This window comes from Nocardia sp. 149-1B, from assembly GCF_057747975.1.
The window spans coordinates 1,638,553-1,663,354 of record NZ_CM173233.1; the positions used below are offsets into that span (position 1 = coordinate 1,638,553).

The window sequence follows — 24,802 nt, forward strand, 5'->3', positions numbered from 1 at the left end:
TTCGTTGAGAGAGAGGCTCAGGCGTTGAGTCTGCAACTCCCCAAGCGCACGGCCGGCAACCGCGGGAACGTCCGCCGGGTGACCGGTCTGGCCGCGATGGGTGCCGCTGTGCTGGTGCTGGGTGGCTGCTCGTCCGATACCGAGGGTGAGTGGAAGCGCTTGGCGATGCCGGATCCGGCATCCGAGCAGGGTGAGCACATCCTCAACCTGTGGCAGGGCGCCTGGATCGCCGCGCTCATCACGGGTGCGATCGTGTGGGGCCTGATCTTCTACTCGATCTGGCGCTTCCGCCGTCGCAGCGAGGACGAGATCCCGGTCCAGACGCGCTACAACCTGCCGCTGGAGATCTTCTACACGATCGCCCCGATCATCATGGTGATCGTCTTCTTCGCGAAGACCGTCGACACCCAGAACGCCGTCCTCAACGACGACCTCCCGGTCGACAACACCATCGAGGTCGTCGGCCAGCAGTGGTCGTGGACGTTCAACTACGGCATCGGCGACCAGGACGTGTCCGCCAACGACGACGCGACCGACGACAAGTTCCCGTACTCCTCCTACGTCTACGAGGCCGGCACCGCGTCGTACATCCCGACGCTCGTGCTGCCGGTGGGCGAGACCACGCGGTTCAACCTGCACTCGCCCGACGTGATCCACGACCTGAGCGTGCCGGCGTTCCTCATGAAGATGGACGTCGTCCCGGGCCGGGTCAACCACTACGAGATCACCCCGACCCGCACCGGCACATTCGACGGCCGATGCTTCGAGCTCTGCGGGGTCTACCACTCGCGGATGCTCTTCCACGTCCGGGTCGTCAGCAAGTCCGACTACGAGGCCTACCTGCAGCAGCTGCAGGACGCCGGAGCCACCTCCGACACCCCGCTGCTCGGCGGGGAGAGCTCCAGCACCCAGGTGGGGCTGGACGAGGCACCTGAGGGAGAAGGCAAGTGACCGCCACCGCTCCGCACCCGACCGCCGTCGTGGCACGTCCCCGGCTGGGTGAGCAGCTCGCCCGGATCTTCACGACGACCGACCACAAGCTGATCGGCAAGCTCTACCTCGGCACGTCGTTCGCGTGGTTCATGATCGGCGGCCTGATGGCCATGCTGATCCGCTCCGAGCTGGCCTACCCGGGCATGCAGATCGTCAACGACGAGGTCTACAACCAGCTGTTCACGATGCACGGCACGATCATGCTGCTGCTGTTCGCGACGCCGCTGTTCTTCGGCTTCGCCAACGTGATCATGCCGCTGCAGATCGGCTCGCCCGACGTGGCGTTCCCGCGCCTGAACATGTTCAGCTACTGGCTGTTCCTGTTCGGCGGCCTGATCGCCGCCTCGGGGTTCCTGACCCCCTCGGGCGCCGCCGACTTCGGCTGGTTCGCCTACACCCCGCTCTCCGACGCGGTCCGCTCGCCGGGCGTCGGCGGGGACCTGTGGATCATGGGCCTGTGGATGGCCGGTCTCGGCACGATCCTGGGTGCGGTCAACTTCATCACCACGATCATCTGCATGCGCGCGCCCGGCATGACGATGTTCCGGATGCCGATCTTCGTCTGGAACACGCTGGTCACCAGCATGCTGGTGCTGATCGCGTTCCCCGTGCTCGCCGGCGCGCTGCTCTCGCTCGAGGCCGACCGTCTGCTCGGCGCCCACGTGTTCGACACCGCCCACGGCGGCGCGATCTTGTGGCAGCACCTGTTCTGGTTCTTCGGCCACCCCGAGGTCTACATCATCGCGCTGCCGTTCTTCGGCATCGTGACCGAGATCCTCCCGGTCTTCAGCCGCAAGCCCATCTTCGGCTACATCGGCCTGGTCGGCGCGACGCTCGGCATCGCGATCCTCTCGGTCGCGGTTTGGGCCCACCACATGTTCGTCACCGGCGCCGTGGACCTGCCCTTCTTCTCCGGCATGACGTTCCTGATCGCCGTACCAACAGGAGTCAAGTTCTTCAACTGGATCGGGACGATGTGGGGCGGGTCGATCTCGTTCGACACGCCCATGCTCTGGTCGATCGGCTTCCTCACGACCTTCCTCTTCGGTGGTCTGACGGGCGTCATCCTGGCCAGCCCGCCGCTGGACTTCCACGTGTCCGACTCCTACTTCGTGGTGGCGCACTTCCACTACGTCGTGTTCGGCACCGTGGTGTTCGCGATGTTCGCCGGCTTCTACTACTGGTGGCCCAAGATGACCGGCCGGATGCTCGACGAGCGGCTCGGCAAGGTGCACTTCTGGCTGCTGTTCGTGGGCTTCCACACCACGTTCCTGGTGCAGCACTGGCTCGGCGTCGAGGGCATGCCGCGGCGCTACGCCGACTACCTGCCCGGTGACGGGTTCCAGACGCTCAACCAGGTCTCCACGATCGGTGCGTTCCTGCTCGGCGCCTCGACGCTGCCGTTCCTCTACAACGTCTACATCTCGCGCCGCTCGCCGCTGGTCAACACCGACGACCCGTGGGGCTGGGGACGCTCGCTGGAGTGGGCGACCAGCTGCCCGCCGCCGCGCCACAACTTCGTCACGATCCCGCGGATCCGCTCGGAGTCGCCGGCGTTCGACCTGCACCACCCCGAGGTGGCCGCGATCGAGCTCGAGGACAACGAGATGGCGCGCGTCGGCGGACCGGCCGACGCACCCGACATGGAGGGCCGCGAGGAGATGCTGCGCGACCGCAACAACGACCCGGAGGGCAACGCCTGATGAAGTCCGAGGCCTGGATCTTCGCGATCGCCGCGATCTTCTTCGCGCTGGTCGCCCCCGCGTACTGGTTCATCACCTCTGACTGGACCGGCACCTCGGTGCTGACGATGACGTTCCTGCTGGCCGGCATGGTCACGCTCTACCTGGCGTTCCACGCGAAGACGATGGACCCCCGGCCCGAGGACCGCAAGGACGGCGAGATCGCCGACGGTGCGGGCGAGCTGGGGTTCTTCCCGCCGTACTCCTGGTGGCCGCTGTGGTGCGCGATGACGCTCAGCGTCATCGTCTACGCGACCGCGCTGGGGGCCTGGTGGCTGCTGATCATCGGGGTGGCGCTGGGTGCGATCGCGCTGAGCGGCTGGATCTTCGAGTACTACCGGGGCGAGCACGCTCACTGACGGTTGGCGACGGGCCCGTGCGGCCGCGTCGAATCGGTGAGGTGGGGGTCGCCGGTTAGGCTGGTCGCAGGACCACACGCACGCTCGTCACGGGGAGTTCCAGCATGTTCCAGAGTCGTCTGCGCTCCGGCGCGCTAGCCTCCTTCGCGCTGGCTGCTGCGCTGACACTCTCGGCCTGCCAGTCCAACGACGTCCCGGGCGCCTCTGCCGTGGGTGCCGACGACCCGAGCAGCTCCGCGTCTGAGATTGCGGTGCCGCTCAAGATCGTCTCGAGCGTGCACAAGGGCGCCACGGGTGTCCCTGTCGACCAGGAGCTCTCGGTGCAGGCGACCGGCGGGTCGATCGACTCCGTCGCGGTCACCTCGCCCAACGGCGACGTACCCGGCCAGATCGAGTCGGACGGCAGCCGCTGGGTCGCCTCCGCGCGGCTCGAGCCCGGCACGTCGTACACGATGACGACGGTGGCGAAGAAGACCGACGGCACCCAGGTCAGCCGGACCGCGCGGTTCTCGACCCAGGACCTCACCCTGGACCAGCAGACCTACCCCTCGGTGGCGCCGCTGGCCGGAGAGACCGTCGGCGTCGGGATGCCGGTGATCGTCACCTTCGACGTCCCCGTCACCGACAAGGCGTCCTTCGAGAAGCACATGCAGGTCACCTCCACGCCCAGCCAGCCGGGCGCGTGGCACTGGATCAGCGACACGGAGGCGCACTGGCGCCCCAAGGCGTACTGGAAGGCCGGGACCGACGTCCACGTCGACATCGACGTCAACTCTGTCTCGGCCGGCAACGGGATCTTCGGCCAGGAGAGCCGCAAGCTCGACTTCCACGTCGGCGACGCCCACATCTACCGGGTCAACGCCCAGACCGACCAGATGAAGGTGTTCAGCAACGGCAAGCTGCTGCGCACCATCCCGATCACCACCGGCAAGCCGGGCTTCACGACCCGCTCCGGAGTGAAGGTCATCATCGAGAAGTTCGCCAGCAAGCGGATGAACTCCGAGACCGTGGGCATCCCCGCCGGCAGTGCCGACGCCTACGACATCGACAACGTCCAGTGGGCCATGCGGGTCACCTACTCCGGTGAGTTCATCCACGCCGCGCCGTGGTCGGTGGGCTCGCAGGGCTACGCCAACGTCTCCCACGGCTGCACCGGCATGAGCACCGACAACGCCGGCTGGCTCTACGCCATGTCCCGGCGCGGTGACGTCGTCGAGTACACCGGCACCGACCGTCCCATGACCCTCACCAACGGCTACGGCGACTGGAACGAGTCCTTCCAGCAGTACCGCCAGGGCTCCGCCCTGAGCTGATCTGCCGCCGAGTCGGCGCGTCTGCACGCTGGTGGAGGCTCGAGTCGGCGCGTCTGCACGCTGAGGAGGCTCGAGCCGGCGCGTCTGCACGCTGAGGAAGCGCGAGTACGACCTTGTGGGCGTGCAGTTGCGCCGACTCGGCGGTGGTGGGCGTGCAGTTGCGCCGACTCGGCGGTGGTGGGTGTGCGGTTGCGCCGACTCGGCGGTGGTGGGTGTGCAGTTGCGCCGACTGGGCGGTGGATGAACGAAGGCCGCCCGACTCCCTGGGGGAGTGGGCGGCCTTCGTGTGCTACCAGCGTGTCCGCGGACGCGCTGTGCTCAGTGCGAGCGCAGGTGCTCGTCGTCGACCGCGTGGTGGCCGTCGAACTGGTGGCCGTCCGCGGCGTGGCCCTCCACCGGCGCCTGGAGCTCGTGCTCGTGCTCCGCGTGGTGGTGGCCGGCCTCGAGCTCGGCCGGGGTGGGCTTCTGCACGTTGTCGGCGTACCAGACGGTCCGCAGGCGGTGGCGCAGCCCGGCGAGCCGACCACCGGTCGGGGCCGGGATGCCGTTGGCGTCGACCTCCTCGTGGGTGGGGACGTCGACCTCCGGGTCCCGGTCACGCGCGGCCAGCGAGTAGGCACGCGACGCCGGCAGCGGCAGGTGCTTCTCGGAGTAGCCGCCCTCGGCCGAGCGCATGATGATGCCGGTCTCGTAGCCGTGCAGCAGCGTCTCGTTGTCCTTGCGCTGCAACGAGATGCACCAGCGCCGAGTGACCACGAACGCGATCACCGGGCCCACGAACACCGCGACCCGCAGGAAGTAGGTGATCTGGTTGATGCTCGCGTGCAGCCGGATCGCGATGATGTCGTTGCCGCCGGCGATCCAGAACAGCCCGTACATCGTCATCAGCGCGACCATCAGCGCCGTCCGGGTCGGGGCGTTGCGCGGCCGCTCCAGCAGGTGGTGGTCACGCTTGTCGCCGGTGATCCAGGCGTCCAGGAACGGCAGCAGGAGCAGGATCGTGAACATCACGACCGGCAGGATCAGGATCGGCAGCATCACGTTCCAGCTGATCGTGACCCCCCAGAAGTGGGACTCGAGGCCGGGCATGATCCGCAGCGCGCCGTCGGGCCAGCCCATGTACCAGTCGGGCTGGGAGCCCGCGGTGACCTTGGACGGGTCGTAGGGGCCGTACTTCCACACCGGGTTGATCGAGAGCAGTGCCCCCATCAGCGCGGTGACGCCGAAGACGATGAAGAAGAACCCGCCCGCCTTCGCGGCGTACACCGGGAGCATCGGGAAGCCCACGACGTTCTTCTCGGTGCGGCCGGGACCGGGCCACTGGGTGTGCTTGTGGTAGACGAGCAGCAGCATGTGGGCCGCGATCAGCGCCAGCAGCAGGCCGGGGATGAGCAGCACGTGGACGGTGTAGAGCCGCGGGATGATCGACTCACCCGGGAACTCGCCGCCGAACATGAAGAACGACATGTAGGTGCCGACCACCGGGGTCGCCTTGACGAAGCCGTCGGCGGCGCGGATGCCGGTGCCGGAGAGCAGGTCATCGGGCAGGGAGTATCCGGTGAAGCCCTCCAGCGTGCCGAGGATCAGCAGCAGGCAGCCGATCACCCAGTTGAGCTCACGGGGCTTGCGGTAGGCGCCGGTGAACCAGACGCGCAGCAGGTGCACCATCATCGAGGCGACGAACAGCATCGCGGCCCAGTGGTGCATCTGGCGCATCAGGAGACCGCCGCGGACGTCGAAGGACAGCCGCAGGCTCGAGGCGTAGGCCTCGGACATGTGGATGCCGCGCAGCTGGTCGTAGGAGCCGTTGTACTGGACCTCGCCCATGCTGGGGGTGAACCACAGCGTGAGGAACACGCCGGTGAGCAGCAGGACGACGAAGCTCCAGAGCGCGATCTCGCCGAGCATGAACGACCAGTGGTCGGGGAAGACCTTGCGCAGGTTCTTCTTCATGGCGGTGGCGAGGCCGAGCCGCTCGTCGGCCCAGCCCGCGACCGCGCCGGCCCGGTTGGGCTTCTTCACGGTCGCCGCCGTCGTGGCGTTGGTCTTGGCGACCTTGGTGGTGTCCATGATCAGCCACGCTCCCAGAAGCTCGGTCCCACAGGTTCGTCGAATGCGTCGCTCGCCACCAGGTAGCCCTCGGAGTCGACCTCGAGCGGCAGCTGGGGCAACGGCCGCGCCGCCGGGCCGAAGACGACCTTGGCCGAGTCGGCCAGGTCGAACGTCGACTGGTGGCAGGGGCAGAGCAGGTGGTGGGTGGTGCGCTCGTACAGCGAGATCGGGCAGCCGACGTGGGTGCAGATCTTGGAGTAGCAGACGATGCCGTCGACCGACCAGTTCTCCCGGCCCTTGCCGGGGGTGATCTCGTCGGGCTCCATGCGTACGACGACGACCGCGCCCTTGGACTTGTTGACCTGCAGGGCCAGGCCCTCCAGGGGCTCGCCGTCGACCGGGCTCTTGAAGATCCCCTCGGGCTCGGCGTTGACGAGGTCGCCGAGCTGGAGGTCACCGGGACGGATCGGGGTGCCGACGACGTCGCGGACGACGCGCATGCCCTTCTTCCAGATGGTGTTCTCGATGCCGGCGCCGGGGTAGTCCTGGGCGTTCTTGACCTGGTTGGGCGTCGGGCCGAGGTCGCGGAGCATCACGACGGCGGGCAGGCCGAGCAGGCCGACGGCGCCGAGCAGTGAGTTGCGCACCAGCGGGCGGCGACCGATGCCGGACTCCTCGAGGCCGGCGTTCAGCGCGGCGATCGTGGCCTCGCGGTCCTCGGCCGACGAGGCCGCCGGGTGGCGGTCCTCGATGATCTCGTGGTCGGCCATCAGCTTGCGTGCCCACTGGATGATGCCGGTGCCGATGAACAGCAGCGCGCCGGCCAGGGAGAGCCCGATGAAGAGGTTGGAGGCACCGAACCCGCCGACCACGTCGGGGTCGTCACCGATGTCGAAGGCGAAGTAGGAGACCAGCAGCAGGATCGTGCAGACCGCCGAGAGGCCGAAGAGCGTGGCCACCTGGCGCTCGGCACGCTTCTCGGCGTGCGCGTCGACGTCGGTGGGACGCCACTGGTGCTCGGGCAGGCCCGGGTTGGCGTAGAGGTCGTTGACGACGGTCTCGTCGGGGACGTTCACGAGCTCGTGGGAGTGCTCGTTGCCGGGTCCGTGGTCGTGGCTCTCGGTCACGCCTCCACCTTCTTCTTCGTCGAGCGAGTCGTGTGGGCGGCGATCCAGACCGCGGCGCCCACCAGCGAACCGATGCCGAGCAGCCACGCGGCGAGGCCCTCGGGGACCGGGCCCAGGCCGCCGAGGCCGAAGCCGCCGTAGTCGGGCATGTCCTCCAGCGAGCCGAGGTAGGCGATCACGTCGCGCTTCTCCTCGGGCGACAGGTTGCCGTTGGAGAAGTTCGGCATCTGCTGCGGACCGGTCAGCATCGCCTCGTAGATGTAGCGGGGGTTGACCCCACGGATCTGGGGTGCGGCACCGCCACGGGGCATGGCGCCGCCGGAGCCCTCGAAGTTGTGGCAGGCGGTGCAGTTGGTCAAGAAGATCTGGCCACCGTTGGTGATCGCCTGCTGGCGCTCCTGGTCGGAGAGGCCGTCGATGCTGTAGTCGCTCTCCGCGGGGATGGCCGGGCCGGGGCCGAGCGAGGCGACGTACGCCGCCAGCGCGGCGATCTCGTCCTCGTTGAACGTCTCCGGCTTGCGCGGCGCCTGAGCGCTCGGGCGCGCCATCGGCATCCGGCCGGTGCTCACCTGGAAGTCGACGGCGGCCGCGCCGACACCGACCAGGGACGGACCGAACTGGGTGTCGTTGCCGTCACCGGCCTGGGTGCGCATGCCCTCGCCGTTCTGGCCGTGGCAGAACGAGCAGCTGACCAGGAACAGCTGACGCCCCTGGGCGATCTGCTCCTCGCTGGAGGCAGCCGGGCCCGCCTGGGCGGGGGAGAACACGGTGTAGAGGCCGCCGGTGAGGAGGAGACCCAGCAACACGACGGCGAGGCCGGCGAGCGGTCCGCGGCGGTGCCGTGAGAGGCGACCTGCGGAGCGGTTCAGGAGACGCACAATTCAGTCCTTGCGATCGGTCGGTCTGCGGGGCGGGGACTACTGGACGAGGTAGATGGTCGCGAACAGGCCGATCCACACCACGTCGACGAAGTGCCAGTAGTAGGAGACGACGATCGCGCTCACGGCCTGCTCATGGGTGAACTTGCGCGCCACGAAGGTCCGGCCGAGGACGAAGAGGAAGGCGATCAGGCCACCGGTCACGTGCAGGCCGTGGAAGCCGGTGGTGAGGTAGAACATCGTGCCGTACGCCGAGTCCTGGATGGTCACGCCCTCGCGGACCAGTGCGGCGTACTCGGTGGCCTGGCCGCCGATGAAGACCGCGCCCATGAGGTAGGTCAGCACGAACCACTCGCGCAGCCCCCAGCCGCGCACGTTGAGCACGGAGCCGGTGCGCCCGACCTGGCCGCGCTCGGCTGCGAACACGCCGAGCTGGCAGGTGAGCGAGGAGAGGACCAGGATCGTGGTGTTCACCGACGCGAACGGGACGTTCAGCTTGTCGGTGTTGTGAGCCCACAGATCGGGGCTGACGGCCCGGATCGTGAAGTACGACGCGAACAGCGCCGCGAAGAACATCAGCTCGCTCGAGAGCCAGATGATCGTCCCCACGCTGACCATGCTCGGACGGTCGTGGTGCCCGTGCAGACGGGATGCCGGAATCGCGGTTGCAGTCGCCACGGGCGTCATTATGTCGTGACTCGGGCAGGAGGGCACCCCGGGGGGCCCGTGTTGGATGGTCCTAGAGTGCAGACCGTGCTCCAACCAGCGGTCGTGACGCTCCTCGAGAGCGCCGGCGACCTACCCCGGTTCACTGCCACCAGCATCTTCACCCAGTGGTCGCTGGAGCCAGTGTCGTTCGTCCTGACGGTCTGGGTCGCCGGTCTCTACGTGTACGGGACCGTGGTCCTGCGCCGACGCGGCGACCACTGGCCGATCGGGCGGACACTGGCGTTCGTCGGGCTCGGGATGGGCTCGTTCGTGGTCGCGACCGCCTCGGGGCTCGCGACGTACGACCTCACGCTGCTCAGCGTCCACATGGTCCAGCACATGGTGCTCTCGATGCTGGTGCCGATGGCGCTCGCGCTCGGCGCCCCGGTCACGCTCGCGCTGCGCACCCTCCCGCCTCGTCCCCGGCGGTGGCTGCTGGTGGTCCTGCACTCGCGCGTCGCGAAAGTGCTGTCGTTCCCGCCGCTGACGTTCACGCTGTACGTCGTCTCGCCGTGGGCGCTGTACTTCTCCGGCTGGTACCCCGCCACGCTGCACTCGACGTACCTGCACGAGATGATGCACATCCACCTGGTGCTGGTCGGAGCGCTGTTCTTCTGGCCGATCCTCGGCATCGACCCAGTGCCCGGGCGGGTCGCCTACCCGTTCCGGATGCTGCTGGTCGTGCTGACGCTGCCGTTCCACGCCTTCCTCGGCGTGACGATCATGGGCCAGGAGGAGCTCCTCGGCGGGACGTACTACCCCGACCTCCACGCCGGCCCGATGGGCGCGTGGCTGCCAGATCCGGCCGACGACCAGCACCTGGCCGGCGGCATCCTGTGGGGCTCGGGCGACCTCGTCGCGCTGGCGCTCTTCGCCGCGCTGTTCACCCAGTGGGTGCGCTCCTCGATCAAGGAGGCGGCCCGCGAGGACCGGCGTCTCGACCTGCTGGAGGCGCGGGAGCGGGCCGCATCCGGGGACGCCGCAACTCCCGGGAGCGGGCCCTAGTAGCATCGCGGGCGTGACCGACTCGACCTCCCACCGGACCGCCCTGCGGGTGCTGGTCTACAGCGACGACGTGAACATCCGGCAGCAGGTCATCCTGGCGCTCGGCCGCCGGCCCCACCCCGACCTGCCCGAGGTCGAGTACGTCGAGGTCGCCACCGAGCCGGTCGTGATCGCGAACCTCGACGCCGGTGGTCTGGACCTGGTGATCCTCGACGGCGAGGCGGTCCCCGCCGGAGGCATGGGCATCGCCAAGCAGCTCAAGGACGAGATCTACCAGTGCCCGCCGATCGTGGTGCTCACCGGCCGGCCGCAGGACGCCTGGCTCGCGACCTGGTCGCGGGCCGAGGCCGCCGTACCCCACCCGCTGGACCCGATCCAGCTGGCCGAGACCGTCGTCTCGCTGCTCCGCCCGCACGTGCCAGCGCGCACGTGACCGCCCGATGACGGCCTGGCCGGAGGTCCTCGGCGCGCTCGTCGCCGGGACCGACCTCACCGCGGCGCAGACCGCGTGGGCGATGGGGGAGATCCTCTCCGGGGAGGCCAGCTCGGCCCAGGTCGCCGGCTTCGCCGTTGCGTTGCGCGCCAAGGGCGAGACGATCGACGAGGTCCTCGGCCTGGTCGAGGCGATGTATGCCGTCGCGACCCCGATCACGGTGCCGGGCCGGACCCTCGACGTGGTGGGCACCGGCGGCGACCGCTCGATGTCGGTCAACATCTCCACGATGTCCGCGATCGTGGCTGCCGGCGCCGGCGCCCGGGTCGTCAAGCACGGCAACCGGTCGGCGTCCTCGCAGGCGGGGACGGCCGACGTGCTGGAGACCCTCGGGGTCCGGCTCGACCTCCCGCCCGACCGCGTCGCCGCGGTCGCCGAGGAGGCCGGCATCACGTTCTGCTTCGCCTCGGCGTTCCATCCCGCCCTGCGCCACGCCGCCGTACCCCGGCGAGAGCTCGGCATCGGCACCACCTTCAACCTGCTGGGCCCGCTCGCCAACCCGGCTCGGCCGAGCGCCCAGGCCATCGGCTGCGCGTACGACGGTCAGCTCGCCACGATGGCGGGCGTGTTCGCGCGCCGCGGCGTCGACGCGTGGGTGTTCCGCGGCGACGACGGGCTCGACGAGCTGACGACGACCACCACCTCGGTCGTCTGGCGCGTGCACGACGGAGTCGTCACCGAGTCGGTCCTCGACCCGGCGGACCTCGGTCTCGCCCGGGCGAGCGCGGAGGCGCTGCGCGGTGGCGACGCTGCCTTCAACGCCGACGTGGTGCGCCGGGTCCTCGACGGGCGGACCGGACCGGTCCGCGACGCGGTGCTGCTCAACGCGGGCGCCGCTCTCGCGGTCCACGACACGCCGGACGTCGAGCCGATCGACGCGTTGAGCGTCAGCATCGCGCGGGCCGCGGAGGCCATCGACACGGGCGCCGCCCGGGCCGCGCTCGACCGCTGGATCGCGGCCACCGCCGGCTGACCGGCGGCCGGACGCCGGACCTCAGACGTCGAGGACGTACGCCTCGCCGGCCCGGCGGAAGCCGACGTGGTCGTAGTAGGCACTGACCATGTTGGGCGGGGTCGACACCTGGCGGACGCCCAGGGCGGTGAGCATGCCGCTGCGCCGCCAGACGAACTCGCCCGGGGTGAAGTCGCGGTAGCGCGGGGTGACGTAGTCGAGCCGGATCTGCGCGACGTCACCCTCGCGACGCAGCACGACCACCCCGACGGTCTCGTCGCCCTTCATCACGATGAACGCGTGGTCGTCGCCCTCGCCGGGCTGCCAGGCGAAGTCGGGCTGGTAACGCAGGATGTCCTCGCGGTGCCCCGCCAGCACGTGCCGGAGGTAGCCGTCGTCGGGGCCGACCTCGAGGACGTCGAACACGGCCTCGTCGTGGCGCTCGCCGCGCAGCTTGAGGATGAACCAGATGTTGATCGCGGACAGCACGACGTTCATCGCGGCCATCGGCCACACGTCGATCATCGCGTTGAAGAAGATCAGGACGACGCAGGCCAGCGTGTTGAGGATGCGGAAGCGCAGCACCCGCGCCTGCAGGAGCGAGAAGACCAGCAGGGCACTGCCGCCCCACCCGACGATGTCGAGCCAGTGGTCGCCGAACCAGTCCACGACCCGGTCAGTCCAGACCGAGCGAGAAGGCCGACTCGAGGTCGTGCCGGGAGTAGGTGCGGAACGCGATGTGGGTCTCGGTCGCGGTGACCCCGGCGACCTTGTTGAGCTTGTCGGCGACCACCGCGGCGACGTCCTCGTGGTTGCGCACCCGCACCAGGGCGATCAGGTCGACCTGGCCGGTGACCGAGTAGACCTCGCTGACCCCGTCGAGGGCGGCGATCTCCTCGGCCACCTCGGGGATCCGGGCGACGTCGGCCTTGACGAAGACGATGGCGGTGATCACCTCCGGACTGTATCGCCCGAGGTCACCGCGCGGGCTGGTGGACCGTGCTCAGGGTGCGGCTCCGCTCACCGAACGGCACCAGCGAGAGGCGGGACTGGTTGACCGCGTCGTGGATCGCGAGGTGGCGGGTCGCGCCCGCCACGGGGCAGCTCCACTCGCCGTCGACGTCGATGAGCCGGATGCCGGGGGACTCCAGCCAGCGCAGGACCTTCTCGGTCTCCTCGGCGCTCGCCGCCGGGATCGGGCCGGGCGCGTCGGCGACGGTCTCGGCCGAGAGCCGCAGCGTCGCGAGGTAGGCGTGGGCGTCGGCCCCGGAGGGGATCACGCCCGCCGCGGCGAGCCGGCCGTGGCGGACCACGTGGACGGCCCACCGCCCGTCGTCCTCGCGCCGGGCCGCCACCACCTCGGGACAGCGGGTGAGGGCGGAGAGGCGCTGGGTGCGCGCTGCGGCCCGGACGAACGCGGCCAGGCGGTCGCGGTGGAGACCGGCCTCCTCGAAGCGCTCGTCGGCCGCCAGCGCGGCCATCTTGGCGTTGATGGTCTCGACCACCTCGTCGGGACGGCGCAGCACGGAGTCGCGCAGCTGGCGCACGACGGCGGCGTACGCCGACTCGTCGACGCTGCCGTCGCACGGCGCCAGGCAGCGCCCCATCTCGGCCAGCACGCACGGCGCCCGCCCGCCGGAACCGGAAGGGTCGCGCGGGAGCCGGTCGGAGCACTGGCGCACCGGGAACGTCTCGTGCAGCGCGGCCAGGCACTTCTCGGCCGTCTTCTTCGAGGAGAACGGGCCGAGGTAGTCGGCGTCGTCGTCGAGCACCCGGCGCACCAGGGAGAGCCGCGGCCACGGCTCCCGGGTGAGCTTGAGGAAGTGGACCTTCTCGGGGAACCGGGAGCGCCGGTTGTACTTCGGCTTGTGCTCGGCGATCAGCCGCAGCTCACGGACCTCGGCCTCGAGCGCAGTCGCGCACTCGATGCCGTCGACCGTGCTGGCGAGGCCGACCATCTCACCCATCCGCGACCGCGTCTCCGACGCGGTGAAGTAGGAGCGCACGCGGGTGCGCAGGTCACGGGAGGTGCCGACGTAGAGCACCCGGGACCGGTCGTCGCGGAACAGGTAGACGCCCGGGGCGTGGGGTAGCGCCTCGGCGAGGTGGCGCTTGCGGCGCTGGGCGGAGCTGACCCGCGAGGAGAACGTCTGCAGCTCCTCGAGCGTGTGGACCCCGACGCCCCCGAGCCGCTCCATCAGCCCGTGGAGCACGTCGACGGTCGCCCGGGCGTCGGAGAGCGCGCGGTGGTTGGGGGTCGTGGTCGACCCGAACGCCCGGGCCAGCGAGGACAGCTTGCAGTTGGGGGCGTCGTCGCGGGTGATGACTCGGCGGGCCAGCTTGGCGGTGTCGAGCACCTCGAACCGCGGCCACGGGCGTCCCTGCTGCTCGGCGAAGTGGCGCAGGAAGCCGACGTCGAACGGCGCGTTGTGGGCGACCAGCACGGTGCCGGCGGCGAACTCGAGGAACGCCGGGAGGGCCGACTCGATCGGGGGCGCGTCGGCGACCATGGAGTTGCTGATGCCGGTGAGGACCGCGATGAACGCCGGGATCTCGGTGCGCGGGTTGACCAGCGTCTGGAACTCGCCGAGCACCTCGCCGCCGCGGACCTTGACCGCCCCGATCTCGGTGATCATCGACCCGCCCTCGGCCGAGCCACCGGTCGTCTCCAGGTCGACCACGCAGAAGGTGATGTCGCGCAGCGGGCGGCCGAGCTCGTCGAAGCTGCGCTGCGACTCCCAGCGGGTGAGCGCCTCGCGGACGCTGCTGCGCGGGGTGGTGGACATGTCGACGACGCTAGATCGGGGCGCCGACAATCCTGGGGAGCCGCGCGGGGTCGGAGGCATAGGCTGTGTTCTCAGCGGGCCGGCCAGGCCCGGACCAGGCCCGACCGCCGAGAGCCCAGCAGGAGAGGAGCGCGATGACCCCCGGGATCCCCGACGCCGGTCACCGTTGGCGCTGCTCCGGCTGCGGCAACCTCACCCGCTTCGACGTCACCCGGAGCCGCCGGACCACGGAGTTCTGGCACTTCGACCTCGCCGGCGACCACCGGGTCGAGGAGATCGAGGTCCGCGCCGAGGCCGTCGACACCGTGACCTGCCGCTGGTGCGGCCGGTCCGACGCGATCGAGATCGTGCCGAGACACCTCGCGGCGCCGGCGGGCGAGCCTGCCGGCTCCGACAGCCGGTCGGGCTGACGAGCCAGCCGTGACCGATCCAGTGCTCCGCTCGCTCGGCGAGCTCCCGGAGCCGGTGCGCGCCCGCGTCGTCGCGCTCACCGCCGATGCGCTGCCCGATGTGCCGCGCCTGCCCGCCGCCGTACGCCGGGTGGCCGACTTCGCGCCCGCCCGGCGCGCCCGGCTGGGCGGCACCGCGATCGCCGACGCGCTCGCGGACGACGACTTCCGGGCCCGGGTCGGCACCCAGGTGGCCGCGCGGGTGCCGGACGACCCCGAGGCCGACCCGGCGGCCGGCGCGGCGCGGCTGTGGCTGACCCGCCCCGAGGGCTGGGCGGCGGGCGTCGACGACGCCGTACGCCGGGTCGCGGAGACGGCCACCCCCGAGCGGGCCACGGGTGCCGACCGCGAGGTCGAGCGGTTGCGTGCCCGGCTCGCCGATGCCGAGCAGGCCGTGCGCGACCTGCGGGCGGCGCACCGGGCCCAGGTCGAGGAGTACAAGGCCGAGAACGCCGCGTTGCGCCGCAAGCTGGGGGACACCCGGGTCGCCGAGCGCGAGGCGCGCGGCCTGGCGGAGGAAGCCGCGACCGCCCGCGAGGCCGCCGAGGCCGAGGCCGCGGAGCGCTGCGCGGCCCTGGAGAAGGACAACCGGCGGTTGCGCGGGCTCGTCGAGCGCTTCGAGTCCGAGGCGGCCCGGGGCCGTCGCGAGGCGCGATCGGAGCGCGACGACGCGACGCTGCGGGCGCGGGTGCTGCTGGAGACCGTGATCGACGCCGCGACCGGGCTGCGCCGCGAGCTCGCGCTGCCGACGGTCTCGGGGGCGCCCGGGGACCGGGTCGAGGCGGACGTCGCCGCCGCCGGCAGCCGCGACCCCAGCTCCGCCGGCGCCCTGGGGTCCTCGAGCGCGGCGCTGCTCGAGCAGTACCTCGCGATGCCCCGCGCCCGGCTGCTCGTCGACGGCTACAACCTCACCAAGACCGCGTGGCCGAGCGCGCCGCTCGAGGCCCAGCGCAACCGCCTCGTGACCGCGCTCGCGCCGGTGGTGGCCCGCACCCGGGCCGAGACCACGGTGGTGTTCGACGCCGCCGACTCCGACCACCGGCCGCCGGTGCACGCACCGCGGGGGGTCAAGGTGCTGTTCAGCCCGCGCGGGGTGATCGCCGACGACGTCCTGCGTGACCTGGTGGCGGCCGAGCCGGTCGGCCGGGTGGTCGTCGTGGTCACCGACGACCGGGCGGTCGCCGACGACGTGGCCCGCGGCGGCGCCCGGGTGGTCTCGCCCGCCGCGCTGGTGGAGCTGCTCGCCCGCTCGTAGTGACCTCGTCGCGGCGTCGTCGTGGCACGTTCACCCGGCGTCGCGAGGCTGGCCGCATGTTGTGGGTCGTCGTACCGGCGCTGGACGAGGCCGAGAACCTGCGCGTGCTGGTGCCGCGCATCGCCGCCGAGGTCTCCACGTTCGACCCGTCGGGCCGCGTGCTCGTCGTCGACGACGGCTCGACCGACGACACCGGGAAGGTGATGGCGGCGCTGATGGCCGAGATCCCCTCGGTCGAGCTCGAGACGCTGCGCCACAACCTCGGCAAGGCCGCGGCGCTGCAGCGCGGCTTCCGGCGGGCGCTCGACGGGGGCGCCGACGTGGTCGTGATGATGGACGCCGACGGTCAGGACGACCCCGCCGAGCTGGAGCGGCTCCTCGAGCGCATCGACGCCGGCGCGGACCTGGTCACCGGAGCCCGGCTGGTGCGCCAGGACCGGTTCGTGAAGCGCACGACCTCCCGGGTCTACAACCGGACCACCGGGCTCCTCTCGGGCGCACCCGGCCGCGACTTCAACTCCGGCTACAAGGCGATGCGCGCCGCGGTCGCCGAGGACGTCTCGCCGATGCTGTACGGCGAGATGCACCGCTACCTGACGGTGATCGCCCACGGCATGGGCCACCGGGTCTCCGAGGTGCCGGTGCAGCACCACGCCCGGATGTCGGGGTCGAGCAAGTACGGCCTGGCCCGCTTCTGGCGCGGGTTCGCCGACCTGTTGACGGTGCGGTTCCTGCTCAGCTACGAGAACCGCCCCTCCCACCTGTTCGGGGCCGTCGGGATGGCCAGCCTGCTGCTCGGCTTCCTCACGCTGGGCTACCTGACGGTCGTCAAGACCCTCGGGGAGCCGATCGGCGACCGGCCGCTGCTGATCGCCGGGGTGCTGATGGTCATGGCCGGGTTGCAGCTCACGCTGTTCGGTCTGCTCGCCGAGATGGTCGTGCACGCGCGCAACCGGGGCCTGGGCCAGCGCACGTGACCGCTGGCGTACCCCGCCCTCTGCTCGTCGTGGCCGCGGCCGTCCTGGCCTGCGCGACCGTGATGGTCTTCGCGGGCGGTTGGCGGATCGGGGTGTCCTGGGACGAGACCTACCACGTGCTGAGGATGCGGAACTACCTCGGCAGCTCCGGGTGGTACGTCCTCGACCAGGACCTGCACGGCGACGCACCCGGTCCGTGGGCGGGGACCGTCTACGTCTACGCGCCGGTGACGATGCTGCTCCTGCACGGTCTGGGGCTGCTGACGGGCGTCGACGGCGCCGGCGAGGTGTCGACGACCGCGACGGCGTACGCCGTGCGCCACCTGGGTGTCGGCCTGCTCTCGCTCCCGGCACTGGCCGCGGTCGCGGCCCTGACGCGGCTCGCGCTGCGGTCGTGGAGCTGGGGCCTGGTCGCCGCGGCCGCGCTGGCCGCGATGCCGGCGTGGACCGGGCACGCGATGTTCAACGTCAAGGACGTGCCGGTCTCGACGGGCTACACGCTGGCGTCGCTGGGCTTCGCGGTGGTCGCCGTGGCCGGGCGGCGTCGCCTGGTGGTCGCCGGAGCCGCGACCGCGGCCGCCGGCGTGGTGCTGGCCGCCGGCACCCGCCCCGGGATCTGGCCCGGCCTGGCCCTCGCGGCGCTGGCCGCTCTGCTGCTCGGGCGGGGCGACCGGGTCGCGCGCTCGCTGGCCGTCGTCACGGCGATCGGTGTCGGCGTCGGTGTGATCGCGCTCGTCTACCCGGCACCGTTCGGCACGCCGTGGGAGGCGCTGACGGGTTCGGTGTCGGAGTCCTCGAAGTTCGGTGGCTCCAGCGGGAGCAGGTGGTACGTCCCGGCGTTCCTGATCACCGAGGTCCCCACGCTGCTGCTCCTGCTCGGCGGTCTCGGCGCGGTCCTCGCCGTACGCCGGCTCCGCGCCGACCCGGCGCGCATCGTGCTGGTCGTGGTGCTGCTGCAGGCGTTCGCCCTGCCGCTGCTGTCGATCGCGCGGGGCTCGAACCTCTACAACGGCCTGCGCCAGCTGCTGTTCGCCTACCCGGCGCTCGCCGTGCTCGCGACGCTCGGCATCGCGGCCGTGGCCGCGCACCGCCGGGGCTGGTCGCTCGCGGCGCTCGCGCTCGTGGCGCCGGTGGTCGTCCAGGTCCAGCTGTTCCCCTACAACTACGCCTACTCGAGCATCCCGGCCGCGGCGCTCGCGCCCGACGTGGGGGAGCGGTGGCCGACCTACGACCTACCGACCGACTACTGGCGCACGAGCGTGCGTGAGCTGGCGCCGTCGATCCCGCGCGGCGGCTTCGTGGTGTGCCAGCCGCACACCGAGGACGGCGTCTTCGTGCGCGAGTCCAACGACGGTCGCGAGAACTGCGCGACCTACGTGGTCGGGCCGTTGGCGGCCTACGACGACCAGCGGCAGGGCACGTGGAGCGCCGGCCCGACCGAGTTCCTCGCGACGGTCAGCGGCGTCGACCGGATCGGGTCGAACTGCACCCGCCTGGCCGACGTGACCCGGCACCTGTGGTGGCGGACGGTCACGATGTCCTACGTCGCCCGCTGCGACCTCGTCCTCGAGGACTACCCCGCGGGCGGTCTCGACCTCGACCACGGCTGGTCCGGCGGCGACATGATGCTCGACGGGTGGTCGGTGCACCACGACGACCCGGGCATCGGGCTGGCGCAGCGCAGCGCCGGGCTGGGTTTCGTGCTGCCCGGCTGGGCGCTCGGTCACGACCTGGTGCTGCGCGGCAGCGCGCTGGGCCGACCCGGCATCGCCCTGGAGGTCAACGGCTCGTCCGTCCAGGTGGGCGGCACCGGCGACGACTTCGCTGCCGACGTGCCGGCCGCCGTGGCTTCGGCGTACGGCGAGGGCCGGCTCGTGATCAGGGTGACCGATGCCGACGGGGACCTGCGGCTGCTGACGCTGCGCGTCTCCGACGCGACCGAGGAGGACCGGTGAAGAGGATCTACGTCGCGACGCTGCGGGCCGTGCGCCGGCTGCTCCAGGTCACCGGGCTGCTCGGTCCCCTCGACCTGGCCGCCCGGCGCTCGCGGACCGCGCTGTGGGTGCGCTCGTGGCTCTCGATCTACGACCTCGACGACATGCTCGACCTGGACGTGCCCTGGTGGACGCTCGCCTCGGCGGACGCGGTCGAGGAGTTCCTGCGCGAGCGCCCGGGCGCCCGCGTGCTCGAATGGGGCTCGGGTGCCTCGACGGCCTGGCTGGCAGGACGGGCCGGTGCGGTGGTGAGCGTCGAGCACGACCCGGGATGGGCGGCTCGCACGGCCGCGGCCCTCGCCGCTCGCGACGCGGACAACGTGTCCCTGCGGGTGGTGGAACCACGCCGTGGCCCGGGCGGAGTCCGCTCGGCCAAGCGGGGCTTCGAGGGCCTGGACTTCACGGCGTACGCCGACGCGATCGACGATGTCGACGGCGAGCTCGACCTCGTGGTGGTCGACGGGCGGGCCCGCGAGGCCTGCCTGGAGCGTGCGGTCGACCGGCTCGCCGACGGCGGGCTGGTGGTGTTCGACAACGTCGACCGGGCGCGCTACCGGGAGGCGATCGCCGCGCTCGGCCCCCGGGCCGAGGTGCGCTGGACCCGCGGCCGCACCCCGGCGCTGCCCTATCCGACCCGCACCGCGCTGATCACCCTGGGGCAGGCGCCGTGAGCCGCCGCCGCTGGATCGACGTGCTGCGCGGCTGCTTCCTGGCCGCGGTGGTCGGGTTCGCGTGGTGGGGCCTGCACGACAAGCACGAGGAGCTCGGGGACGTGCTCCGGCGTACGTCGCCGCTCGGCCTGGCCGTGGCGGCGGCGCTCGTGGTGGCGGGCCTGCTCGTCACCAGCGTGGCGTGGCTGCGGCTCCTCGCGGGCTACGGCCACCGGCTGCCGCCGGGGGAGGGTCGGGCGGTGTTCTTCGTCGGCCAGCTCGGCAAGTACATCCCGGGCTCTGTGTGGTCGATGGGCGCGCACGCCGGCCTGGCCCGCGGGTTCGACGTGCCCGCGCGGGTCACGATCGGCACCTCGCTGACGTTCCTGTGGCTCAACCTCGCCACCTCGGGGCTCGTGGCGGGGTCGTTCGCGCTCAGCGGGGCCTGGGACCCCGGCGTCCCGTGGTGGCTGGTGGCCGGCGGGATCGCGGTCTGCGCGGCCGGGTTGACGCCGTACGCCGTCAACCGGGCCGGCTCGGCGGTCGCCGGCGGCGGGCGCGCGCTGCGGCTCTCGCTGCCCGGGGTGGGCGTGCTGGTGGGCCTGATGGCAGTGACGTGGAGCTGCTACGCGGCGGCGGTGCTGGCGCTGGCGCCCGAGCCGTCGGTCGCGCTCTTCCCGGTCGCGGCCGGGGCGTTCACGACGGCGTACGCCGTGGGCGTGGTGGTCGTGCTCGCGCCAGCGGGTGTGGGCGCCCGCGAGGTCACGCTGATCGCGCTGCTGGCACCGGTCACGGGGGTCACGACCGCCACGGCGCTGGCGCTCCTGACCCGGGTGCTGCACACCGGCGGCGACCTGCTGCTGGCCCTGGGCTCGTGGCTGGCGGTCCGGGCGACACGCCGGCAGGTGGCGCTGTCGGGTCCGGGTGTCGGTGGTCCCTGCGACCGTTCTTGACATGACGACGCGAATCGACTGTGACTCCTGCGAGGTGCGGGGTCTGCACTGCCACGACTGCGTGGTGACGGTGCTGCTCGGGCCCCCGCCCGAGCTCACCTTCGACGACGACGGGCGCCGCGCCCTCGACGTCCTCGCCCAGGGCGGGCTGGTCCCGCCGTTGCGTCTCGTTCAGGCCGTCGACGGTCCACCCGTGGTCGAGTCGGCGTGACGGATGTGACCCGTGTGACTCCTGAGGCGTTGCCCGGGTAAAGATCGGTCCCGCGTGACGAGAAACTCACGGCGACATCCCCGGAAACTTGGCCGCTGCCCGAGAGGCGCATTAACGTGTGTGGCTCAGGTGGCCGTGGGTGTGGATCATTCGGATCCGCGCGGCCACCGCGCTGAGTCTCGGACCGGTTCGCCGGTCCGGGAGCCGGGGAACCATCGGTGGTCCTGGACCACCTGGGGTGAATCGCCTCTCGAGGCGTAGGGCAAATGTCGTGCCCGAATCCGTCAGCTCACCCGGTAGGCGTACGACGTGCAAGGGAGAGCGCCCGCTCGTGCTGAACGGCCGGAAGCGACTGATCACCATCTTGTCCGGTGGCGCCATGATCGCGGCGGTGGGCCTCATGCCCTCCTCGCCCGCGCAGGCGCAGCCCGACATCACCGACGTCCAGGCCCGGGTCGACCGGCTCTACCACGAGGCGGAGCAGGCTTCCGAGCGCTACAACGACGCCAAGCTCCAGCTCCACGCCCTCCAGAGCGACCTCGGCTCGCTGCGCGCGGACCAGGACCGCCAGGACGCCCGGCTCCAGGTCGTGCGCGAGCAGGTCCAGGACTCCGTGGTCCGGCAGTACGAAGGCCAGAGCCTGACCGCGGTCGGCCAGGTCGTCGTCTCCGACGACCCGCAGGCCTTCCTCTCCCAGCTCTCCACGATGTCGGCCTTCAACGACATGCAGTCGCAGCTGTTCGACGACTACGCCACCGAGCTGAAGTCGCTCGACATCCGCAGCGACGCCACCAGCAAGCGCGCCGGTGACGTCGCCGAGCTCGAGAAGAAGCTGGCCACCGAGAAGGCCACGATCGACGAGAAGCTCTCCGCCGCCAAGTCGCTGCTCTCCGACCTCAAGGCCCAGGAGCGCGAGGACATCCTGTCCCGCGGCACGGTCCGGGCCCCCTCCGACGTCCCCGCCTCGGGGCGCGCGGCCGCGGCGGTCCAGTACGCCCTGGCTCAGGTGGGCGACGCCTACGTCTACGGCGCTGCCGGGCCGAGCGCGTTCGACTGCTCCGGGCTCACGATGATGGCCTGGGCCCAGGCCGGCGTGGCGCTCCCGCACTCCTCGAGCGCCCAGTTCAGCTCCGGTCCGCACATCGCCTCCAGCGACCTGCAGCCCGGTGACCTGGTGTTCTACTACAGCCCGATCAGCCACGTCGGCATGTACATCGGCAACGGCCTGATCGTCCACGCGGCCAACCCCGGCACCGGCGTCACGGTGTCCAGCGTGTTCTCGATGCCCTACTCCGGCGCGGTCCGCCCCGGCTGATCCTCGGCCGACTGGTGAGCGACACCACCGACCAACGCAGAGAGGCCGGTCGTCCACGATGGTGGGTGGCCGGCCTCTCGCTGTGCCTGGTGGTGGCCACCGGGCTGTTCGCCTGGTGGCTGACCGACGACGACGTCTACGTCGCCTCCACGCCGCATCCCCAGTCGCAGAGCGCGTCGCCCGGCCTGGCGGCCCAGACCCTGGCGAGGTTCCAGCGTGCGGTCGGTGCCGATGACGCCGCCGCGGCCGAGGCGCTCGCGCCGGCCGACGACCCCGCCGCGGCCGCGCTGCTCTCGGCGCTGGTGCACAACGCCGACCAGCTCGACGTCGCCGACTTCACGTTGCGCTACGTCGACGCCGAGGGCGCCCCGGCCGCCGACGGCTCCTGGACCGCCGCCGTCGACGCCACCTGGCGGTTCGCGGGCTTCGACCGGTCCTCGGCGCACGCCGAGGTGACCGTGCACCTGCGGCAGGAGGGCGACGCGGTGGCCCTGACCGGGTTCGGCGGCGGCGACCGGGTGTCGCCGCTGTGGCTCACGGGCCCGCTGCAGGTGCGGCGCACCGCGCGGACCCTGGTGCTGGTGGACGGGACCGCCGCCGAGGCCGACCGCTACGCGCGGCGGGCCACGACCGCGGTCCCCGTCGTACGCCGCGTGCTCCCCGACTGGGACCGCGGCCTCGTGGTCGAGGTGCCGAGCTCGGTCGACGAGCTCGACCAGGCGCTGAACGCCGAGCCGGGCACCTACGACCAGATCGCCGCGGTCACCACCTCGACGGACGGCTCGCTCGCCCCCGACGCGCCCGTGCACGTGTTCGTGAACCCCGACGTCTACGCCGGCCTGCGCCCCACCGGCGCCCAGGTCGTGATGAGCCACGAGGCCACGCATGTCGCGGCGAACGCGTGGACCAGTCAGATGCCGCTGTGGCTGCTAGAGGGGTTCGCCGACTACGTCGCGCTGCGCGACGTCGATCTGCCGGTCTCGCGCTCGGCGGCCCAGATCATCGCCGAGGTGCGTCGCGACGGTGCTCCCCGGGCGCTGCCCGGGGCCGCCGAGTTCGGCACCCGCGCGACCCACCTGGGAGCGACGTACGAGAGCGCCTGGCTCGCCTGCCGCCTGCTCGCGCAGGACGGCGGCCAGGCCGGCCTGGTGCGGTTCTACCGGGCGGTGGACGGCGGCCGCCCGGTGGGCGCCGCCCTGGAGTCGGTGTTCGGCATGTCGACCCGCGACCTGACCGAGCAGTGGCGCCACCTGCTCGTAGACCTGGCCCTGCCACAATCGACCGGGTGAGGACCCCGCCCGTCCGAGGTGAACGCCGCGTGGCGCTCGCCGTGACCCTCCTCGGCGGACTCGCGTTCGTCGTGCTCGCCGCCTGGCTCGTGCCGTGGCACCCGGTCCCCGGCGGCACCCCCGGGCCCGCCGACGCGGCCTCGGTGTTCACCCCGGCCGAGATCGAGCGTGGCGAGGACTTCGCCCGGTGGGCGCGGGTGTGGAGCTGGAGCTCGCTTGCGGTGTCGCTCGCAGTCGCCTGCGTGCTGGGTCTCGGCCCCTGGGGCGAACGGCTCGCGCGGCGGTTGCGGGGCTGGTGGTGGGTGCGGGTCGTGCTCGCCGTGGCGGTCCTGGCGGTGGTCGGGCGGGTGATCACGCTGCCGTTCGCCGTGCTGCTGCGCCGCCATGCCCGCGACCACGGGCTCACACACCAGTCGTGGCCGGGGTTCGCGGCCGACCTGGTGAAGAACGAGCTGGTGGGGATCGTCGCGACCTCGATCGTGCTGATCGTCCTGGTGGCGTGTGCCCGGCGCTGGACGCGGGCCTGGCCGGCCGTGGCCGGCGGTCTGCTGGGGGCGCTGGTGCTGGCCGGGTCGTTCGTCTACCCGGTCGTCATCGAGCCGCTGTTCAACTCCTTCACCTCACTGCCCGACGGGCCGCTGCGCACCGAGGTGCTCGAGCTCGCCGCACGTGAGCACGTGGCCGTCGACGACGTGCTGGTCGCGGACGCCTCCCGGCGTACGACCACGCTCAACGCGTACGTCTCCGGCTTCGGCAGCACCCGCCGGGTGGTGCTCTACGACAACCTCGTCGACGACGTGCCGCGCGACCAGGCGCTCTCGGTGGTCGCCCACGAGCTCGGGCACGCCCGCCACGACGACGTGCTCACCGGCTCGCTGCTCGGTGCGGCCGGAGCGGTGTTCGGCGTCGGGCTGCTGGGACTGCTGGTCGGGCGCCGCCGCCCGCAGATGGGCGACCCCGCGGTGGTGCCGCTGGTGCTCGCGCTGCTGGCCATCGGCACGCTGCTCGCGAGCCCGGTGCAGAACGGCATCAGCCGGCAGATCGAGACCCGAGCCGACGTCGACGCCCTCGAGACCACCCACGACCCCGAGGCGTTCATCGGGGTGCAGCGCCAGCTCGCGCTGCACTCGCTGGCCGACCTGACCCCGCCCGCGTGGTCGCAGTTCTGGTTCGGCTCGCACCCCACCACGATGACCCGGATCGCGATCGCCCGGCAGCTGGGGGACCACTCCTGAGCACGGCCCGGACATGACAGTGGCCGCGGACCTCGCGGTCCGCGGCCACTGGATGGCTCGACGAGC

General features: G+C 71.6%; 24 protein-coding genes and 1 riboswitch. Of the genes, 17 read left to right on the top strand and 7 right to left on the bottom strand.

Annotation, left to right across the window (positions count from 1 at the left end):
• Window positions 1-24 precede the first annotated feature (24 nt).
• The 4 genes from ctaC to AC3ANS_RS07855 all read left to right on the top strand — a co-directional run bounded on the left by ctaC (window position 25) and on the right by AC3ANS_RS07855 (window position 4,407).
• Entirely contained in the window at window positions 25-951 is a 927-nt protein-coding gene (gene ctaC / locus AC3ANS_RS07840; protein WP_488295595.1) for an aa3-type cytochrome oxidase subunit II, read from the top strand.
• Window positions 948-2,696 carry an aa3-type cytochrome oxidase subunit I gene (gene ctaD, locus AC3ANS_RS07845; RefSeq protein ID WP_488295596.1) on the top strand — a complete coding sequence of 583 codons (1,749 nt, stop codon included), beginning with the start codon at window positions 948-950 and terminating at the stop codon, window positions 2,694-2,696. Before ctaC ends, ctaD begins: the two co-directional genes overlap by 4 nt.
• Entirely contained in the window at window positions 2,696-3,094 is a 399-nt protein-coding gene (locus tag AC3ANS_RS07850) for a cytochrome c oxidase subunit 4 (protein ID WP_488295597.1), read from the top strand. Before ctaD ends, AC3ANS_RS07850 begins: the two co-directional genes overlap by 1 nt.
• 104 nt (window positions 3,095-3,198) lie before the next feature.
• The gene (locus AC3ANS_RS07855) at window positions 3,199-4,407 is read left to right on the top strand and encodes a L,D-transpeptidase (protein ID WP_488295598.1); all 1,209 of its coding nucleotides are present in this window, start codon (window positions 3,199-3,201) and stop codon (window positions 4,405-4,407) included.
• A 318-nt stretch (window positions 4,408-4,725) separates the two neighbouring features.
• Here AC3ANS_RS07855 and qcrB read toward each other — a convergent pair whose 3' ends face one another.
• Genes qcrB through ctaE form a run of 4 tightly spaced genes read right to left on the bottom strand, consistent with a single transcriptional unit; the run spans window position 4,726 to window position 9,154 of the window.
• On the bottom strand, window positions 4,726-6,477 hold the full coding sequence (gene qcrB, locus AC3ANS_RS07860; RefSeq protein WP_488295599.1) for a cytochrome bc1 complex cytochrome b subunit: 1,752 nt from the start codon (window positions 6,475-6,477) through the stop codon (window positions 4,726-4,728).
• A 2-nt stretch (window positions 6,478-6,479) separates the two neighbouring features.
• Window positions 6,480-7,586: a cytochrome bc1 complex Rieske iron-sulfur subunit gene (qcrA, locus tag AC3ANS_RS07865; protein WP_488295600.1), complete on the bottom strand. Its 1,107-nt coding sequence runs from the start codon at window positions 7,584-7,586 to the stop codon at window positions 6,480-6,482.
• On the bottom strand, window positions 7,583-8,464 hold the full coding sequence (qcrC, locus tag AC3ANS_RS07870; protein WP_488295601.1) for a cytochrome bc1 complex diheme cytochrome c subunit: 882 nt from the start codon (window positions 8,462-8,464) through the stop codon (window positions 7,583-7,585). The genes qcrA and qcrC overlap by 4 nt, the downstream gene beginning before the upstream one ends.
• Before the next feature lie 39 nt (window positions 8,465-8,503).
• Window positions 8,504-9,154, bottom strand: a complete 651-nt coding sequence (ctaE, locus tag AC3ANS_RS07875; protein WP_488296456.1) for an aa3-type cytochrome oxidase subunit III — start codon at window positions 9,152-9,154, stop codon at window positions 8,504-8,506.
• 63 nt (window positions 9,155-9,217) lie between these two features.
• On the opposite strand from ctaE, the gene AC3ANS_RS07880 reads away from it, so the two are divergent.
• Genes AC3ANS_RS07880 through trpD form a run of 3 tightly spaced genes read left to right on the top strand, consistent with a single transcriptional unit; the run spans window position 9,218 to window position 11,643 of the window.
• Window positions 9,218-10,177, top strand: coding sequence for a cytochrome c oxidase assembly protein (locus AC3ANS_RS07880; protein ID WP_488295602.1), 960 nt, complete (start codon window positions 9,218-9,220; stop codon window positions 10,175-10,177).
• Between the two features lie 4 nt (window positions 10,178-10,181).
• Complete coding sequence (locus AC3ANS_RS07885; RefSeq protein WP_488296457.1) at window positions 10,182-10,610, top strand: Rv3143 family two-component system response regulator; 429 nt, start codon at window positions 10,182-10,184, stop codon at window positions 10,608-10,610.
• A 7-nt stretch (window positions 10,611-10,617) separates the two neighbouring features.
• Complete coding sequence (trpD, locus tag AC3ANS_RS07890; protein WP_488295603.1) at window positions 10,618-11,643, top strand: anthranilate phosphoribosyltransferase; 1,026 nt, start codon at window positions 10,618-10,620, stop codon at window positions 11,641-11,643.
• Between the two features lie 21 nt (window positions 11,644-11,664).
• Here trpD and AC3ANS_RS07895 read toward each other — a convergent pair whose 3' ends face one another.
• From AC3ANS_RS07895 to AC3ANS_RS07905, 3 genes are read right to left on the bottom strand one after another with little or no spacing between them, the layout of a single operon-like run.
• On the bottom strand, window positions 11,665-12,291 hold the full coding sequence (locus AC3ANS_RS07895; RefSeq protein ID WP_488295604.1) for a hypothetical protein: 627 nt from the start codon (window positions 12,289-12,291) through the stop codon (window positions 11,665-11,667).
• Window positions 12,292-12,298: 7 nt separating this feature from the next.
• Window positions 12,299-12,577 carry an Lrp/AsnC family transcriptional regulator gene (locus AC3ANS_RS07900; RefSeq protein WP_488295605.1) on the bottom strand — a complete coding sequence of 93 codons (279 nt, stop codon included), beginning with the start codon at window positions 12,575-12,577 and terminating at the stop codon, window positions 12,299-12,301.
• Window positions 12,578-12,599: 22 nt separating this feature from the next.
• On the bottom strand, window positions 12,600-14,408 hold the full coding sequence (locus tag AC3ANS_RS07905) for a DEDD exonuclease domain-containing protein (protein WP_488295606.1): 1,809 nt from the start codon (window positions 14,406-14,408) through the stop codon (window positions 12,600-12,602).
• A 134-nt stretch (window positions 14,409-14,542) separates the two neighbouring features.
• Between AC3ANS_RS07905 and AC3ANS_RS07910 the strand changes: the two genes are divergently transcribed.
• The 10 genes from AC3ANS_RS07910 (at window position 14,543) to AC3ANS_RS07955 (ending at window position 24,736) form a co-directional block, all read left to right on the top strand.
• Window positions 14,543-14,818 (top strand): hypothetical protein, encoded by a 276-nt coding sequence (locus tag AC3ANS_RS07910; protein WP_488295607.1) that lies wholly within the window; start codon window positions 14,543-14,545, stop codon window positions 14,816-14,818.
• Window positions 14,819-14,828: 10 nt separating this feature from the next.
• Window positions 14,829-16,112, top strand: coding sequence for an NYN domain-containing protein (locus tag AC3ANS_RS07915; RefSeq protein WP_488295608.1), 1,284 nt, complete (start codon window positions 14,829-14,831; stop codon window positions 16,110-16,112).
• A gap of 56 nt (window positions 16,113-16,168) precedes the next feature.
• Window positions 16,169-17,089 carry a glycosyltransferase family 2 protein gene (locus AC3ANS_RS07920; RefSeq protein WP_488295609.1) on the top strand — a complete coding sequence of 307 codons (921 nt, stop codon included), beginning with the start codon at window positions 16,169-16,171 and terminating at the stop codon, window positions 17,087-17,089.
• Window positions 17,086-19,044 (top strand): hypothetical protein, encoded by a 1,959-nt coding sequence (locus AC3ANS_RS07925; RefSeq protein ID WP_488295610.1) that lies wholly within the window; start codon window positions 17,086-17,088, stop codon window positions 19,042-19,044. Before AC3ANS_RS07920 ends, AC3ANS_RS07925 begins: the two co-directional genes overlap by 4 nt.
• The gene (locus AC3ANS_RS07930; RefSeq protein ID WP_488295611.1) at window positions 19,041-19,754 is read left to right on the top strand and encodes a class I SAM-dependent methyltransferase; all 714 of its coding nucleotides are present in this window, start codon (window positions 19,041-19,043) and stop codon (window positions 19,752-19,754) included. Before AC3ANS_RS07925 ends, AC3ANS_RS07930 begins: the two co-directional genes overlap by 4 nt.
• Window positions 19,751-20,686, top strand: a complete 936-nt coding sequence (locus AC3ANS_RS07935) for a hypothetical protein (RefSeq protein WP_488295612.1) — start codon at window positions 19,751-19,753, stop codon at window positions 20,684-20,686. Before AC3ANS_RS07930 ends, AC3ANS_RS07935 begins: the two co-directional genes overlap by 4 nt.
• A gap of 1 nt (window position 20,687) precedes the next feature.
• The gene (locus AC3ANS_RS07940) at window positions 20,688-20,897 is read left to right on the top strand and encodes a hypothetical protein (protein WP_488295613.1); all 210 of its coding nucleotides are present in this window, start codon (window positions 20,688-20,690) and stop codon (window positions 20,895-20,897) included.
• 160 nt (window positions 20,898-21,057) lie between these two features.
• Window positions 21,058-21,216: riboswitch (cyclic di-AMP (ydaO/yuaA leader) on the top strand.
• Between the two features lie 60 nt (window positions 21,217-21,276).
• Window positions 21,277-22,212, top strand: a complete 936-nt coding sequence (locus AC3ANS_RS07945) for a C40 family peptidase (protein WP_488295614.1) — start codon at window positions 21,277-21,279, stop codon at window positions 22,210-22,212.
• Window positions 22,213-22,277: 65 nt separating this feature from the next.
• The gene (locus AC3ANS_RS07950) at window positions 22,278-23,501 is read left to right on the top strand and encodes a hypothetical protein (protein WP_488295615.1); all 1,224 of its coding nucleotides are present in this window, start codon (window positions 22,278-22,280) and stop codon (window positions 23,499-23,501) included.
• Complete coding sequence (locus AC3ANS_RS07955) at window positions 23,498-24,736, top strand: M48 family metallopeptidase (protein WP_488295616.1); 1,239 nt, start codon at window positions 23,498-23,500, stop codon at window positions 24,734-24,736. The genes AC3ANS_RS07950 and AC3ANS_RS07955 overlap by 4 nt, the downstream gene beginning before the upstream one ends.
• Window positions 24,737-24,802: the final 66 nt, after the last annotated feature.